The 14,677-nt window shown below is 46.8% G+C and carries 14 protein-coding genes; 11 read left to right on the forward strand and 3 right to left on the reverse strand.

What is annotated here, in order from left to right:
- Positions 1-145: 145 nt before the first annotated feature.
- From CRO25_RS02470 to CRO25_RS02505, 8 genes are all read left to right on the forward strand, one after another.
- Entirely contained in the window at positions 146-1,012 is an 867-nt protein-coding gene (locus CRO25_RS02470; RefSeq protein ID WP_079694022.1) for a GDSL-type esterase/lipase family protein, read from the forward strand.
- Complete coding sequence (locus CRO25_RS02475) at positions 1,013-1,978, forward strand: ABC transporter ATP-binding protein (protein WP_101749454.1); 966 nt, start codon at positions 1,013-1,015, stop codon at positions 1,976-1,978.
- Complete coding sequence (locus tag CRO25_RS02480; RefSeq protein WP_063563174.1) at positions 1,971-2,960, forward strand: ABC transporter permease; 990 nt, start codon at positions 1,971-1,973, stop codon at positions 2,958-2,960. The genes CRO25_RS02475 and CRO25_RS02480 overlap by 8 nt, the downstream gene beginning before the upstream one ends.
- A 76-nt stretch (positions 2,961-3,036) precedes the next feature.
- Positions 3,037-5,016 carry a DNA topoisomerase IV subunit B gene (parE, locus tag CRO25_RS02485; protein WP_079694021.1) on the forward strand — a complete coding sequence of 660 codons (1,980 nt, stop codon included), beginning with the start codon at positions 3,037-3,039 and terminating at the stop codon, positions 5,014-5,016.
- Between the two features lie 12 nt (positions 5,017-5,028).
- Positions 5,029-7,491, forward strand: coding sequence for a DNA gyrase subunit A (gyrA, locus tag CRO25_RS02490; RefSeq protein ID WP_079694020.1), 2,463 nt, complete (start codon positions 5,029-5,031; stop codon positions 7,489-7,491).
- Between the two features lie 229 nt (positions 7,492-7,720).
- The gene (locus tag CRO25_RS02495; RefSeq protein WP_063563171.1) at positions 7,721-8,158 is read left to right on the forward strand and encodes a MarR family winged helix-turn-helix transcriptional regulator; all 438 of its coding nucleotides are present in this window, start codon (positions 7,721-7,723) and stop codon (positions 8,156-8,158) included.
- A 242-nt stretch (positions 8,159-8,400) separates the two neighbouring features.
- A complete protein-coding gene (locus tag CRO25_RS02500; RefSeq protein WP_063563170.1) occupies positions 8,401-8,847 on the forward strand; it encodes a MarR family winged helix-turn-helix transcriptional regulator in 447 nt (148 codons plus the stop codon).
- Positions 8,844-10,355, forward strand: a complete 1,512-nt coding sequence (locus tag CRO25_RS02505) for a DHA2 family efflux MFS transporter permease subunit (protein ID WP_063563169.1) — start codon at positions 8,844-8,846, stop codon at positions 10,353-10,355. The genes CRO25_RS02500 and CRO25_RS02505 overlap by 4 nt, the downstream gene beginning before the upstream one ends.
- Before the next feature lie 112 nt (positions 10,356-10,467).
- Here CRO25_RS02505 and CRO25_RS02510 read toward each other — a convergent pair whose 3' ends face one another.
- From CRO25_RS02510 to CRO25_RS02520, 3 genes are all read right to left on the reverse strand, one after another.
- Positions 10,468-10,812 carry an MGMT family protein gene (locus tag CRO25_RS02510; protein ID WP_064636948.1) on the reverse strand — a complete coding sequence of 115 codons (345 nt, stop codon included), beginning with the start codon at positions 10,810-10,812 and terminating at the stop codon, positions 10,468-10,470.
- A gap of 120 nt (positions 10,813-10,932) precedes the next feature.
- Positions 10,933-11,667: an RluA family pseudouridine synthase gene (locus tag CRO25_RS02515; RefSeq protein WP_097115709.1), complete on the reverse strand. Its 735-nt coding sequence runs from the start codon at positions 11,665-11,667 to the stop codon at positions 10,933-10,935.
- Positions 11,667-12,530, reverse strand: a complete 864-nt coding sequence (locus tag CRO25_RS02520; RefSeq protein WP_024630567.1) for a class I SAM-dependent methyltransferase — start codon at positions 12,528-12,530, stop codon at positions 11,667-11,669. Before CRO25_RS02520 ends, CRO25_RS02515 begins: the two co-directional genes overlap by 1 nt.
- Positions 12,531-12,792: 262 nt before the next feature.
- Between CRO25_RS02520 and CRO25_RS02525 the strand changes: the two genes are divergently transcribed.
- Genes CRO25_RS02525 through CRO25_RS02535 form a run of 3 tightly spaced genes read left to right on the forward strand, consistent with a single transcriptional unit; the run spans position 12,793 to position 14,674 of the window.
- Positions 12,793-13,245 carry a flavodoxin gene (locus CRO25_RS02525; protein ID WP_064636952.1) on the forward strand — a complete coding sequence of 151 codons (453 nt, stop codon included), beginning with the start codon at positions 12,793-12,795 and terminating at the stop codon, positions 13,243-13,245.
- Between the two features lie 6 nt (positions 13,246-13,251).
- On the forward strand, positions 13,252-14,055 hold the full coding sequence (locus CRO25_RS02530) for a hypothetical protein (protein ID WP_063563165.1): 804 nt from the start codon (positions 13,252-13,254) through the stop codon (positions 14,053-14,055).
- A 52-nt stretch (positions 14,056-14,107) separates the two neighbouring features.
- Positions 14,108-14,674 carry a nitroreductase family protein gene (locus CRO25_RS02535; protein WP_079694018.1) on the forward strand — a complete coding sequence of 189 codons (567 nt, stop codon included), beginning with the start codon at positions 14,108-14,110 and terminating at the stop codon, positions 14,672-14,674.
- The last annotated feature ends 3 nt before the right edge of the window (positions 14,675-14,677 follow it).

Here is a 14,677-nt window from a genome sequence, read left to right on the forward strand (position 1 = left end):
GAAACTGAATTCTGCTTAATACAGCGGCAAAATTTGCAAATTAACGACAGAACATTTATGTTATTTAGAAAAAGCGTCATCTTAATGTAAAATCATTTTAAATTTTAAGCACCCAGCCAGGTGTACATGAGCGGAGATGTGATGAATGAAAAAAAGAAATCTTGATTCAGCGCCATGGATCTGGAGAACCATTAGTACAGTGTCCATATTAACAACATTGCTGCTGTTATTTGGATTTGGATACGCCATTAAAGACGTCATTTTTCCTGAGGGAGATGCCCAATTAGGTACAGGACAGCAGACAACGACACCTGCCAAGGATAGCGGGCAATCAACACCTGCGGTGAATGATGGCAAAATTCGAATGGCTGTAATCGGTGATTCCCTGGCAAGAGGCACGGGGGATGATGAGGGGCTTGGTTTTGTAAGGCGGGCAGGTAATTTGCTCAAAGATCAGGGATATGATGTGCAAGTGCTTAACAATATGGGTGTGAACGGTTTGAGAACAGACGCATTGTTGAGCAAGCTAGATGAACAAGGCGTACGTTATGTTTTACAACAGTCCAACTTTATTCTGTTGTCGATCGGAGCCAATGATCTGTTCCAGGGTGGACAGGTTTTACAGGGAGAAGACGCGTCCACGGCAGAGACACTTGCTGCGGCATTACCGGAGACGTCGAAGCGTTTGCAGGAGATCTTGAAGAAAGTGAAAGAAATTAACCCTGATGCACAGATTGCCTACATAGGGCTATACAATCCGTTTGGGGATGTGAAAGAACTTAAAGAGCCAGGAAATGCGGTTGTAGCTGCATGGAACGATGCTGCAATGAAGGTTCTGAACAATGAGGACAAGATGACACTTGTGCCTACATTTGATCTGTTTGAAAATCATCTGGGACAATATCTGTCGTCAGATCATTTTCATCCCAATGGAGAAGGCTACGAGCAAATTGCGGTTCGGATTGCACAGGAATATCAGGCAGAGACTCCAGCAGAAGGGAGCGGAAAATAAATGGCACAAGAACAGACTGATTCCGTATTGTCCGTGCAGCATCTGAAGAAAAAGATTGGACGCAAATGGATCATTAAGGATGTTACTTTTGACGTTAAACCAGGCGAAATTTTCGGTTTCCTGGGACCCAATGGTGCCGGGAAGACAACAACCATCCGGATGTTAGTTGATTTGATTAAACCGACAGAAGGTAAAATTCAAGTCTGTGGGTATGATGTCAACCGTGATCCTGAACGGGCCTTGAAATATGTGGGTTCCATTGTTGAAAACCCGGAAGTGTACACGTATTTGACCGGATGGGAAAATCTTGAGCATTTTGCCCGTATGCAGCCAGGCGTGGATAATGACCGTATTCAGGAAGTTGTAGATATTGTACGCCTCGATCAGCGGATTCATGATAAAGTAAGAACCTACTCTCTGGGGATGCGTCAACGACTTGGCATTGCACAGGCATTGCTTGGTCGCCCAAGGCTGCTGATTCTGGATGAGCCAACGAACGGACTTGATCCCAAAGGGATTAAGGAACTTCGCGTCTTTATCAAACAGCTTGCAAGTGAAGGCATGGCTGTATTCGTCAGCAGTCATTTGCTTAGTGAGATTCAACTTCTCTGTGACAGGGTGGCGATTATCAGTGCAGGGCGCGTGCTGGCAGTTGGCGGCGTCAATGAACTGATTGAAGACCATTCCAAATTGGCGATATGGCATGTTACTCCGCTGGAGGAAGGTAAAAAAATGCTGTTGAATGCAGGTGTTTCCTTAGTGGATCGGCCTGCAGATGTTATGGACGATACCATTGTTGCAGGGCTTGGTCCGAATGCTGTCGTTGCTGAAATGCATGAAGATCGAATTCCGGCCCTAGTCCAGCAAATGGTGCAAGCCGGAATTCAGGTTGAAGGAGTGCAGCGGATTCAGCCTACGCTGGAACAGCTATTCTTAAAAATGACAGAAGGTGAATCCATTGAGTAACATCATGCCGCTGATCCGAAACGAAACGATCAAAATGGTAAAGAAAAAACGTCTTTATATTATTTTTATCGTACTCGCGGTCCTGGTTCCGATGTTTACGTATGCCCAGATGAAATCTGCGGAAAATAATCGTGACAAGTTTGGCGGCGACTGGCGGCTTGAGCTGCAACAAGCCATTACGGATAATCAGAACTCGCTTGGCAGTGACCGGGTACCTGAAGAATACAAAAAGTACAGGACTGTGTACATCCAGCAAATGCAATACTATCTGGAGAATGACATCAATCCGAAGGAGCCTGGCGGTGTAACTTTTACGCGGGAATTCATGAATAACGCCGTTGGATTGTTTATACCACTGCTCATTATGGCGATTGCCTCGGATCTGGTATCCGGTGAGCGCACCACAGGTACGATTAAAATGCTTCTGACCCGTCCGGTCAAACGTTGGAAAGTGTTGCTGAGTAAGCTCATCACTTTGATTATGTTCGTGTCAATTATTGTGGTGTCGGCGTACGTCATCTGTTATGTCATTTCGGGAGCGGTATTCGGATATAAAGGTTTCGGTATGCCGATCTTTACCGGATTCAAGGTTGTGGGTACAGATGTCGATATGTCAGCAGTCCATGCAGTGGACCAGTGGTTGTATATGCTAATGCAGGCAGGGCTCATCTGGTTCGTCAGTATAATTGTGGCGATGCTTGCCTTCATGGTCTCTGTGCTAGTGCGAAGTACAGCAGCAAGTATTGTCATCATGATGGCAGCACTCATAGCAGGAACTATTCTCACAAGTATGGCCGCATCCTGGCAGTCAGCCAAATATTTGTTCATGGTTAACCTCGAACTTCCGAATTATTTGTCTGGCGGATTGCCACCAATCGAAGGGATGAATTTAGGTTTTTCCCTTATTGTGCTTAGTGTTTGGGGCATTGCTTCACTCTTTGTGTCATTCATTGTCTTTACGAAACGGGATATCTTGAATTAAAATGGACAAGGATAAGAAAACATCTGTTTGCATTTTAGGCATTTTTTTAGTTGTAAGTTAAGAAGGGGGAGCATGAATGGTCGAGCAAATCGATATGTCGGCAGGTTCGACAGGCGGAGGACAAGGGTCTTCAGGCTACGACGCGGACGACATTCAAGTACTTGAAGGACTGGTAGCGGTACGGAAACGGCCGGGGATGTACATCGGCAGCACCAGCTCTTCGGGTCTACATCATTTGGTATGGGAAATCGTGGATAACGCTGTCGACGAACATCTCGCCAAATTCTGCTCCAAAATCGATATCACGCTGCATAAGGACGGTTCTATTACGGTTCAGGATAACGGAAGGGGAATTCCGACAGGTATACATAAAACAGGGATTCCTACTCCCCAGGTCGTGTTTACGATTTTGCACGCAGGCGGAAAGTTCGGTGGATCAGGATACAAAAAATCAGGCGGTTTGCACGGTGTAGGTGCGTCAGTTACGAACGCATTGTCCGAATGGCTTGAAGTCGAGATTTTCCGTGATGGCAAGATTCATCGTCAACGATTCGAGTATTGGCAGGACAAAAAAGGCGTTGAGCATGTCGGAGAACCGGTGTCTGGTCTCGAAGTATTGGGCAATACCAATCGAACGGGAACAAAAGTTACGTTTAAACCGGATATTCGCGTGTTCCAGAGCGGCATTCAATTTAATTATGATACACTGGCAGAACGTCTTCAGGAGATTGCTTTCCTGAACTCGGGGCTGAGAATTATGCTCAAGGACGAACGTTCAGGCAATCAGGATGAGTACATGTACGAAGGCGGAGCAAGCCAGTTTGTTGCTTTTCTTAACGAAAATAAAGATGTGCTGCATGATGTCATTCACTTCTATGCGGAGAAGGATGACATTGAGGTCGAAGTGGCGATCCAGTATAACGCGGGTTATACGGAAACGCTGGCGTCGTTCGTCAACTCGATTCCCACTAGAGGTGGCGGTACACATGAGACCGGATTCAGAGCAGCTTATACACGTGTGATGAATGATTACGCACGGCGTACCAGCATGATTAAGGAAAAAGATAAAAACCTTGAAGGTAATGATTTGCGTGAAGGCATGATGGCTGTCATCAGTGTCAAAATGTCGGAGGTCGAATTCGTAGGACAAACGAAGGATCAACTCGGTAGCGCTTCCGCGCGAAGCGCAGTGGATTCTGTCGTGTCCGAGAATATCCAGCGGTTTTTGGAAGAAAATCCGCAGGTTGCGCAAACGTTGATTCGCAAAGCGGTTCAGGCCTCCAGAGCCAGAGAAGCTGCACGCAAAGCACGTGATGAGATGCGGACGGGCAAAAAACGCAGCGAAAGCTCCAACCTCAATGGCAAGTTGACTCCGGCACAATCGAAGGATTTTACCCGGAATGAACTGTTTATCGTCGAAGGGGATTCCGCAGGCGGTTCAGCCAAACAGGGGCGTGACTCCAAGATCCAGGCGATACTCCCGCTTAAGGGGAAACCGCTCAATCCGGAAAAAGCAAAGTTGGCTGATATCCTCAAAAACGAAGAATACCGCGCCATTACATCGGCGATCGGGGCGGGTATTGGAACCGAATTCGCAGTTGAAGACAGCAATTATTCCAAAATCATAATTATGACGGATGCTGATACGGATGGTGCACATATTCAGGTACTATTGCTGACTTTCTTTTACCGCTACATGAAACCGTTAATTGATGCAGGGAAAATATATATTGCTCAGCCGCCGCTTTACAAACTCACGCGCAAATCCGGCAAAATGGCAAGTGTACGTTATGCCTGGACCGATGAAGAGCTGGCGAATTACATGAAAGAATTTGGAACCAATGTGGAGCTCCAACGTTATAAAGGACTTGGCGAGATGAATCCGGATCAACTGTGGGAGACTACAATGAACCCGGAAACACGTGCATTGCTCAGGGTACAGATCGTTGATGCAGCGAAAGCGGAGCGTCGAGTATCTACGCTTATGGGTGATAAAGTTGATCCACGCAAACGCTGGATTGTAGAGAATGTCGACTTTACAGAGTACGAAGAATAGAAGGTGCTTGGAATGAGCCTATCAGAACAATTTATGCCGGCCTTTCTCGAAGAGGTCGTAGGTGACCGTTTCGGTCGCTACTCCAAATACATTATTCAGGACCGGGCCATACCCGATGTACGGGATGGTTTGAAGCCTGTGCAGCGGCGTATTCTGTACGCCATGTACGATTCAGGAAATACGCCGGAGAAACCATATCGTAAGTCAGCCAAAACCGTTGGGGACGTCATGGGTAACTACCATCCTCACGGGGACTCCTCCATCTATGAAGGTATGGTGCGGATGGCACAGCCATGGAAAATGGGCCATATGCTCGTGGACGGTCATGGTAACTGGGGATCACAGGATGATGATCCGGCTGCAGCGATGCGTTATACAGAGGCCCGTTTGTCGTCCATCGCTATGGAGATGCTTCGCGACATCGAGAAACGGACTGTTCTGTTTAAGGATAATTTTGATAATACGGCCAAAGAACCGGTTGTATTACCATCGCGTTATCCGAACCTGCTGGTCAACGGCGTAAGTGGGATTTCCTCCGGGTTTGCAACGGAGATCCCTCCACATAATTTGCGTGAAACCATTGATGCTTGTATTGCCGTGATGGAGAAGCCGTCGATTGAACTGGACGAGATTATGATGTTTATCAAAGGTCCGGATTTTCCGACAGGAGGATTAATCATGGGCGGCGACGGAATTCTGGATGCTTATCGCACAGGTAAAGGACGGATTTATCTCCGGTCCAAAACCGATATCGAGAATATGCGCGGTGGCAAACAGCAAATCGTCATTACCGAGATCCCTTATCAGGTCGTAAAATCCCGTCTGGTTACAGCGATGGAGAACATTCGGCTGGAGAAAAAGGTTGAAGGAATCGCCGAAGTACGTGATGAGAGTGGGCGTGAAGGCCTGCGAATCGTGGTTGAGCTGAAAAAAGAAGCGGATGCACAAGGTATTTTGGCTTATTTGCTGAAGAAAACCGACTTGCAGGTCACTTACAACTTCAACATGGTTGCGATTGTAAACAAAGCCCCTCATCAATTGGGATTGAAATCAATCCTCGAGGCTTATATTGCCCATCAGCGTGAAGTTGTGACGTTCCGTACCCGCTTTGAGCTGGAGAAGGCGGAAGACCGTGCACATGTCTTGGAAGGTCTGGTAAAAGCTCTTAACATCCTTGATGAGGTCATTGCGGCTATTAAAGCCTCGAAGAACCGTCAGGATGCTCAAAATAACCTGATGTGGATGTTTGGTTTCTCCGAACGTCAGGCGGATTCCATTCTGACTTTACAATTATACCGATTGACCAATCTGGAGATTACTTCTCTGGAAAAGGAACTTGGCGAACTGATGAAGAAGATCGCGCAATTACGCTCCATTCTGGATAGTGACCGCAAGCTGATCGGAGTCATTCGTAAAGAACTGATGGAGATTCGTGAGAAATACGGAATTGATCGTCGTTCAGCCATTCAGGGCGAAGTAGAAGAACTCAAGGTTAATCTGGAAGTTCTGGTGAACGCAGAAGATGTATTTGTCACATTGTCCAAAGAGGGATACATCAAGCGTACAGGCATGCAATCATTCACACGATCCGGCGGGGAACGTAACGCAAGTGGTGTGAAGGAAGGCGATTATATCGCTCAGGTCCTTGAAGTGAACACGCTTGAGAATTTGCTGGTATTTACGAAGAAAGGCCAGTATTTCCTGTTGCCTGTGCATCAGGTACCGGAATTCAAGTGGAAAGATCCGGGGACGGCGATCGTCAACGTCATTCCTCTGGCAAAAGACGATCGGATCTCAAGTGTGCTTGCCGTGAAATCCTTCGAAGAGCCGGATCACAGTCTGGTCTTTGTCACTCGCAAAGGACAGGTTAAACGTACCGAGCTGAAGGAATACGTCACCAAGCGATCCGGCGCAGTAGCCGCTTGCAAAGTCGGCAAGGATGATGAGGTGTTATCCGTTCATCTAAGTACAGGTGGCAAGGACATCATGCTGATCACCAAAGAAGCCATGGCCATCCGTTTCCGTGAGGATGAAGTAAATCCGATGGGTCGTGTGTCTGGAGGCGTACGTGGGATTCAGTTAAAAGAAACGGATGAAGTCGTATCTGTTCTGTGGGTGGAAGGCGATGAAGGCGAGGTTGCTATATTGTCTGACTTGGGTTATGGCAAACGCTCGTTACTGCTGGATTATGCTCTGCAGAGCCGTGGCGGCAAAGGACTGGCAACATTTGAATTCAAGGAAGGCAAACGGGTAAAACCGAACGGTAGCCGAATTGCCGGAGCGTTCTATTGTCGGGAACAACGGAATGTAACGGTGATGACCAAGGAAGGTCAAACACATCACATTTCTTCCGAAGCTGTACCTATTACTGAACGGAAACATATTGGTAAATTGCTTGTGCATGTGGATAAACAGGATGAAATTGTGGAGCTTATCATGGATCTCGCAGAGAACCAGGCAGCTTCTTCCTCCTAATAAGGATTCAATAAAGACTCTTTGCAGAGCAGGGAAACCTGTCATGTAAGGAGTCTTATTTTGTTGTTCAAACGCGGATTAAAAGAGGACCTCCATGCGAAGTTTAACAACCTTCGTCGATTACGGTCGATCGCTGGGAAATTGAAAAAAGGCAGCAGGAATGCGGCTTTGAAGGGCGAAAACTTAAGCAGGTGAAGTGATAACCGGTTGCAGAGAGGAGCGATTCAAGATGTATAATTCCGATTTTGCCAAGTGCTGGTCGAGGCTGACCAAGGACTACAAGCTGCATATGGATCATGAGCTGGCACCCTCGTTAACAGAGGCGCAGCTGGCCGTACTGGAGGTTCTTGAGGATCACGAGAAGATGAAACCATCCGATCTGATTCCTTTTCTGGCTACAACACCAGCAGCAGTAACGATGTTGTTGGATCGTATGGAAAAAAACGGACTGATTCGCCGTGATCGGGATGATCAGGATCGACGAATTGTATGGGTATCTCTATCTGATAAGGGACGCATGGAGACCGAACGGGGAATCACGATTCGTAATGAATTTATGAATTCGGTGCTCAGCAACATTTCAATGCATAACCAGCAGTTGCTGGTTTATCTATTAGGCAAAATGACAACACCAAAAACAAAAGAGCATGCCTTGTCCACATCTTAAAGACGATGGACGCACGAATAATAGTAACCATGGAACTCTTGCTGAAAAGGCAGGAGGGCTGTGGTTATTTTTTATTGATGTGTACTTTAAAGAGTTTTGCCTGCTTTGGATGGATAAGAATAATCTCTAAAATTTTATATGTAAAGAGTTGACTATGTAAATATTTTTGTTATAATAAGTAATTGTTCCCCTGATATTTCGTGTACGAAATATTATATTCCATAAGTAAAAAGGGTGAATTAATGTCTGACACATACGAAGTATTCTACATTATTAATTCGTTTCGGCAGGTCAATCAACTGCTCTTCCGGGCATTCTGGAATGAAAACAAGGAAATTGAGCTCACTTCGATTCAATTTATGGTGTTATCCATTTTGAAGGAGCGCCCTTCGATCGGTATTAATGAAGTGGCTGATCTCTGTCATATGGGCAGCAGCTCCATGAGCGCTGTGGTGGAGCGTCTGGTCAAGGGTGAGTACATTGTTCGAACGCGATCCGACTCGGACCGTCGATCTGTAAAGCTTCAGATTACGGACAAAGGGGAACAGGCTCAGGAGGAAACACACCGTTTGTGGATGGAGCGAGTGTCACCTATTCTGGATATCCCGAAGGAAGACCTTGAGCACCTGCTAAGAATTCATAATCAAATGATTGAAAAGTTAGAAGGAAGAGAGATGAACAACCAATGAGTACTACTGCAGCAGCAGCGCCATCCTCAGCGATGGACAACATTAGGAAAGGCCCGATTGTGGCCGCATTGTTAATCGGTGCATTCGTCGCCTTCCTGAACCAAACTTTGATGAACGTAGCTCTTCCTAAAATTATGGAGGACCTCGGCATCGGAGCGAACAAAGCACAATGGTTGACTACGGGTTATATGCTCGTCAATGGTGTGTTGATTCCGGTTACGGCGTATCTGATCGCTAAATTCTCCACACGTCAAATTTTTATTACAGCCATGACGCTATTTACATTAGGAACCTTGGTCTGTGGTTTAAGTCCGAACTTTGCTATCCTGATGGTAGGTCGTGTTATTCAAGCGGCAGGTGCAGGTATCCTGATGCCTCTGATGACGGTTGTATTCTTGACGATCTTCCCTATTGAGAAGCGTGGTCAGGCGATGGGTACAATGGGGATCGCGATGATTCTCGCTCCGGCCATTGGACCAACATTGTCAGGTTATGTGGTTGAGCATTATTCCTGGAGACTGTTGTTCTATATCATTTTGCCATTCTCCGTTATTGCAACTGCAATCGGTATTGCGTTTGTCAAAAATGTAACACGTCAATCCAAACCTAAATTGGACTATCCAGGTGTTATTTTATCCACACTCGGTTTTGGTAGCTTGCTGTACGGCTTCAGTGATGCGGGTACAGACGGATGGGGCAGTGCAATTGTAATTGCTTGTCTGGTCGTAGGGGCGTTATCCCTGATTCTGTTCGTGATTAGACAGATGACAACCGATCACCCACTCTTGGAGTTCCGTATTTTCAAATACAACATGTATACATTAACAACGATCATTAACATGCTCGTTACGATGGCGATGTTTGCAGGTATGATTTTGCTTCCGATTTTCCTGCAAAATATTCGTGGATTCTCACCGATTGAATCCGGTTTGCTGATGATGCCGGGCGCCATCTTGATGGGGATTATGTCTCCAATCACAGGTCGCATCTTTGATAAAGTCGGAGCACGCTGGTTGTCCGTTGCCGGTCTTGCAATTACCGCTATCACAACTTGGGGGCTCAGCCGCCTGTCGATCGACACTACTTATGGTTACATGATGTTTATCTACACAGCTCGTATGTTCGGTATGTCGATGTTGATGATGCCAATTCAAACAGCGGGTCTGAATCAGCTGCCACAGCGTCTGAATGCGCATGGTACAGCGATGTCCAACACACTGCGTACGGTTGCGGGTGCGATTGGTACAGCGATTCTCGTTACGATTATGAGTAGCAAGTTGAAATCCCATCTGGCAGATACCTTGGCTACAGGCCAAATCGCTACAGATGATAAGGCTGCAATGCTTCGTGCTACCGCAGATGCAACCATCTACGGGGTAAACTATGCTTTTATTATAGCGACCGCAATGACAGTCGTTGCTCTGGTTCTGGCCTTCTTCATCCGTAAAACAAAACCGGCTACTGAACATGTAACAACTGAGCAACAGAAAGTGAATGCAACAGCATAAATCAACTTAGATTACTGTTATTATTCATTCAATAAAAGTCTTATAGATACAAAAGAGAGTTCAGGCAGATCACACTGCTTGAACTCTCTTTTTGTTATGCCTTGTTTGGACGTTATTCTTCATCTGTCGATAGATCAAGGAGGAAGGTAGGACCAGGATCATGACCGAAGAGTTTGAGGTTGATACTCCCATCCATCTGAAATTCAACACCCTCGCTAATAAGCTCCGTCTCCTGCATCAGGCGTGAATGCTCGTCGGGAATGGCTATCAGACCTTTGGCATTGACGACGCGGTGCCAGGGAAGCCGCTCCTTCCGGCTCATGGAGTGCAGAATGCGCACAACCTGTCGGGCAGCTCTCGGGCTGCCTGCATGAGCGGCAATCTGTCCATAGGTCATGACTTTTCCCTCAGGGATTGCTGCGATGATGGCGACGACCTGTTTCGTAAAAGGTGTCATAGTAGTATGTCTTCCTTTCCATTTAAGTAAAAAACCGTGTCATTCAGATAAGGAATCTGGATGACACGGTTTACGGTCAGATTTGACCTGATCCTGTGAATGATTATTTTAATATATCAATTAATGTTCTGCTTTAAAGGTTTTGTCATACACAGCAGCCGGCCACTCTGCCCATGGGAATTCACGGGGAGGCAGGGACTGAAGGACAATTTCTTCCTTCGTTACCGGGTGGGGAAAAGCAGCAATGGCAGACCAGAGAGCAATTTGTTGTCCAGGCTTATTCACACCTGCACCGTACTTTTGATCTCCAAACAGGGGGCAGCCCATCTCTTTCATTTGGACCCGAATCTGATGAGATCTGCCTGTGTGCAGTTCGATGTGAACCAGACTGTAACGGTCGGTTTCGCCGATGACCCGGTAATCCAAAACAGCATCTTTACCACCAGCTGTACCCTTAGGCACAACGGTGACGGTATTGGTACGCGCATCTTTCAGCAGCGTGTGTTTTAACGTCCCGTGCTGTGCAGACAGCTTGCCATGTACAACAGCCGCATATATTTTGCGGAAATGACGTCCCCGAACCGTCTCGGATAATCTTGAAGCCGCCTTCGATGTTTTGGCAAAAATCATCGCACCACCAACGGGGCGGTCAAGACGATGTACTAATCCGAGATAAACGTTGCCAGGTTTGTTATAGCGTTCTTTCAAATCCTGTTTCAGCAGTGTAAGCAAATCCGGATCACCTGATGCATCTTCCTGGGTAGGTACATTGACCGGTTTCGTAATGCCTAACAAGTGATTGTCCTCAAACAGAATCGGAATATTTCCCGTTGTTTGCGAATGTTCGGACATCATCAGGACTCCCAGCGGCCTAAGATGCCGCATGGCAGATCCAGACCACTACGGGTAATTGGAAGACCAATTTCACCAGCTGTAATTTGACCGCCGTATTGGGCAGACATCGTCATTGTCAGCATGTTGCGCAGAACTGTAGACGAAATACCGGTTGTATAGGAATTGACCAGCATGAATAATGGGTTATCCGACAAAATTTCCATGCACGATTTCAGGAAAGGGTAGAGGTTCTCTTCCAGCTTCCATGTCTCTCCGTTAGGGCCGCGGCCATAGGAAGGCGGGTCCATAATAATCGCGTCATACCGATTGCCGCGACGTTGTTCGCGCTGTACAAATTTGAATACATCATCTGTAATGAAACGAACAGGACGATCCGCGAGGCCAGATAATTGAACATTCTCTTTGGCCCACTGTACCATGCCTTTAGCTGCATCCACGTGCACAACTGAAGCTCCCGCATAAGCTGCAGCAACTGTTGCACCGCCTGTATAGGCAAACAGGTTTAGTACAGAGATGGGACGACCTGCCCCAGCAATTTTATCCATCATCCAGCTCCAGTTGGCTGCTTGTTCAGGAAACAGACCGGTATGTTTGAAGCTGGTTGGTTTAATATGAAATTTCAGGTTCTCATATCCGATGGTCCAGCGTTCCGGGATCGGTTTTTTCATATCCCAGCTGCCGCCGCCCGAAGAACTGCGGTGATAATGGCCGTGAACCTGGCGCCATTCATTGGTTTCTTTTTCAAGGGGCCAAATGATCTGTGGATCGGGTCTACGCAAAATCACATCGCCCCAACGCTCCAGCTTTTCGCCGCCTCCTGTATCGATTACTTCATAGTCCTTCCAGTTCTTTGCTACGTACATAATGATTTATCCATCCTTCAAAAGTCATTTGGATACTATTGTACAACAAAAAAGGGCCTGTACGCCAGTTGTGGTAGGCGCCTGAAAGGGTGCAGTGCCTAATATGGTGTTGAATTTGGTCCATCACCATATACTGAAATGGAAACCGATTGAAAATTTAATTTGACAATGATAATCATTATCACATATGATTTTGATAAATTCAAATGTTACTTCTTCAGGAACAGTATGACATGATCAATAAAAAGTGAGGGAAAAATAGATGGCTAAATTGTTAGTGGCTTATGCAAGTATGACAGGAAATACGGAAGAGATTGCGGAACTGATCGTCGAAGGAATTAAACAAGGTGGGCATGAAGTGGATCTCAAGTCCGTAACGGATTGCAATGCAGCTGATGTGCTTGATTATGACGGGTTTCTCATTGGAGTATACACGTGGGGAGACGGTGAACTGCCGGATGAATTCCTCGATTTTTACGAAGAGCTGGATGAGCTTGATCTGAGTGGCAAACGGGCAGCGGTGTTCGGAAGCGGGGATACTTCTTACGAGCAGTACTGCGGAGCCGTAGATCTCGCGGCAGCGAAGCTGGTGGAACGTGGGGCGGAGGTATCTCCAGAGATGCTGAAGATTGAATACAGTCCGATGGAGCAGGAGAAGGACACGTGCCGTGACTTTGGCAAACGTTTTGCTGCTGCCGGATTACAGGTGTCCTAAGAACTCATGTTAAGACATAATGTTCAGGCAGCTCTGCAGCCGGGAATGTCAGACGCCCCGGTACGGCTGCTTGAAGATTACAGATTGGAAGAGATGCTGCGCAGCCCGCATCGGTTCATCCGCCCGGAACCGGAGGCTGAACAGCGCTCTCCGCTGCAATGGAGACACCGTGTACAATATGCAGTCAGCCATGCAGTTAATGCTTTTTACAGTATGGACCCGGAAGTCCGCAAAGAGGTGCCTGTACAGTATTTACTCGAAAAGTGGTGGCCTAGAAAGGCAACCGGATTCGAATCAGTACTTCATTACTGGGATATAAAAAACAAAATTACCGATGAATTATCCCTTGCAATTGCCATGAACGATGATCTGAAGCATCCGACCATTCTGTTTGAACAATGGCGAACGGAGCTTCCTACCTTGTCGATGCATCTGTCCATGATCTTCCAGGCGGCCTGGCAGCCAGAGGGCTGGGATTCGCTTCTCATCCAAAAATATATGGTTGTCCATGATCCAAACGTGGTTGAGGCGTTCCAGCATATGGTGAGCGTGTTCTGCTGGGAAGCATTTGGCAAGCTGCCAGGCATGATCGAAATCTATTGTTTGCTTGAAGGTCGCAAGATTCGATATATCCCGGGACGACAATCACTTATCCGTTCGATGGATTATATTCGACTGATTCGTGACAGCATTCCGAGCGCAGAGAAGGTGGAATCTGATCAATTTACGGTTCAGGACAAAGCCAGAGTACATGAAGAGGTCGATCGGTGGAGAAGTGAGACTGAACCGAAAAAAAACTGGTTGATGTAAAGAATGACAAGGGATGCTGTGATATATCGTGCAGATTAAGGAGGGATGAGCCATGTCTACCGGTTTGAGACAAGATGCAGCAAGAGGCAAGAAACGTACAGGAACTTGTGAATTCAGCCCGTTGCCTGTACCACAGTTGGTTATAAGACGGTTGCTGGATGAAGCAGATCCATCTTTATATGTGATGAGTTCAGAGCCTTGGCGGTTTATGTTGTTCGCGAGTGAAGGACGTCAACTGTATCTGGAGGCGGTCAGACAGAGTTACCCACCACATTTGGCAGATCGTTACGGGGACTGGGCTACATATCAATATACAGAAGCTATTCCGGCACATCTGGTTGTTGTCGCCCCTTCAAGTGCCAGGGAGGACCATTTATTGCCTGCAAAAGCCTGGAGCAAACGTTTTTGCATCCTGGCAGCGGAACAAGGTTTGAATGCCGTCTGGAAGATCAATGATTATCAACAGCATCCCGTGTTTATGAATTTGATGGGTTTAACGCGTGAGGAAAAGGTATTGGGTGTATTCCACATCGGTTACGGAGACCAGTCTGCACTTCGGGACACCGACGCAGGCAGACCAGCCTCTGAACTGATGACGGTCTACGACCATCTGGTTTAAACG

The sequence above is a fragment of the Paenibacillus sp. RU5M genome (assembly GCF_900221055.1).
GTDB lineage: Bacteria > Bacillota > Bacilli > Paenibacillales > Paenibacillaceae > Paenibacillus > Paenibacillus marchantiae.

Bases quoted from the DNA above. Each gene is read 5' to 3' on its own strand.
- CRO25_RS02530 (WP_063563165.1), top strand. From the start codon at position 13,252: ATGTTAAGACATAATGTTCAGGCAGCTCTGCAGCCGGGAATGTCAGAC.
- CRO25_RS02525 (WP_064636952.1), top strand. From the start codon at position 12,793: ATGGCTAAATTGTTAGTGGCTTATGCAAGTATGACAGGAAATACGGAA.
- CRO25_RS02515 (WP_097115709.1), bottom strand. From the start codon at position 11,667: ATGATGTCCGAACATTCGCAAACAACGGGAAATATTCCGATTCTGTTT.
- parE (WP_079694021.1), top strand. From the start codon at position 3,037: ATGGTCGAGCAAATCGATATGTCGGCAGGTTCGACAGGCGGAGGACAA.
- CRO25_RS02470 (WP_079694022.1), top strand. From the start codon at position 146: ATGAAAAAAAGAAATCTTGATTCAGCGCCATGGATCTGGAGAACCATT.
- gyrA (WP_079694020.1), top strand. From the start codon at position 5,029: ATGAGCCTATCAGAACAATTTATGCCGGCCTTTCTCGAAGAGGTCGTA.
- CRO25_RS02510 (WP_064636948.1), bottom strand. From the start codon at position 10,812: ATGACACCTTTTACGAAACAGGTCGTCGCCATCATCGCAGCAATCCCT.
- CRO25_RS02520 (WP_024630567.1), bottom strand. From the start codon at position 12,530: ATGTACGTAGCAAAGAACTGGAAGGACTATGAAGTAATCGATACAGGA.
- CRO25_RS02505 (WP_063563169.1), top strand. From the start codon at position 8,844: ATGAGTACTACTGCAGCAGCAGCGCCATCCTCAGCGATGGACAACATT.
- CRO25_RS02500 (WP_063563170.1), top strand. From the start codon at position 8,401: ATGTCTGACACATACGAAGTATTCTACATTATTAATTCGTTTCGGCAG.
- CRO25_RS02495 (WP_063563171.1), top strand. From the start codon at position 7,721: ATGTATAATTCCGATTTTGCCAAGTGCTGGTCGAGGCTGACCAAGGAC.
- CRO25_RS02535 (WP_079694018.1), top strand. From the start codon at position 14,108: ATGTCTACCGGTTTGAGACAAGATGCAGCAAGAGGCAAGAAACGTACA.
- CRO25_RS02475 (WP_101749454.1), top strand. From the start codon at position 1,013: ATGGCACAAGAACAGACTGATTCCGTATTGTCCGTGCAGCATCTGAAG.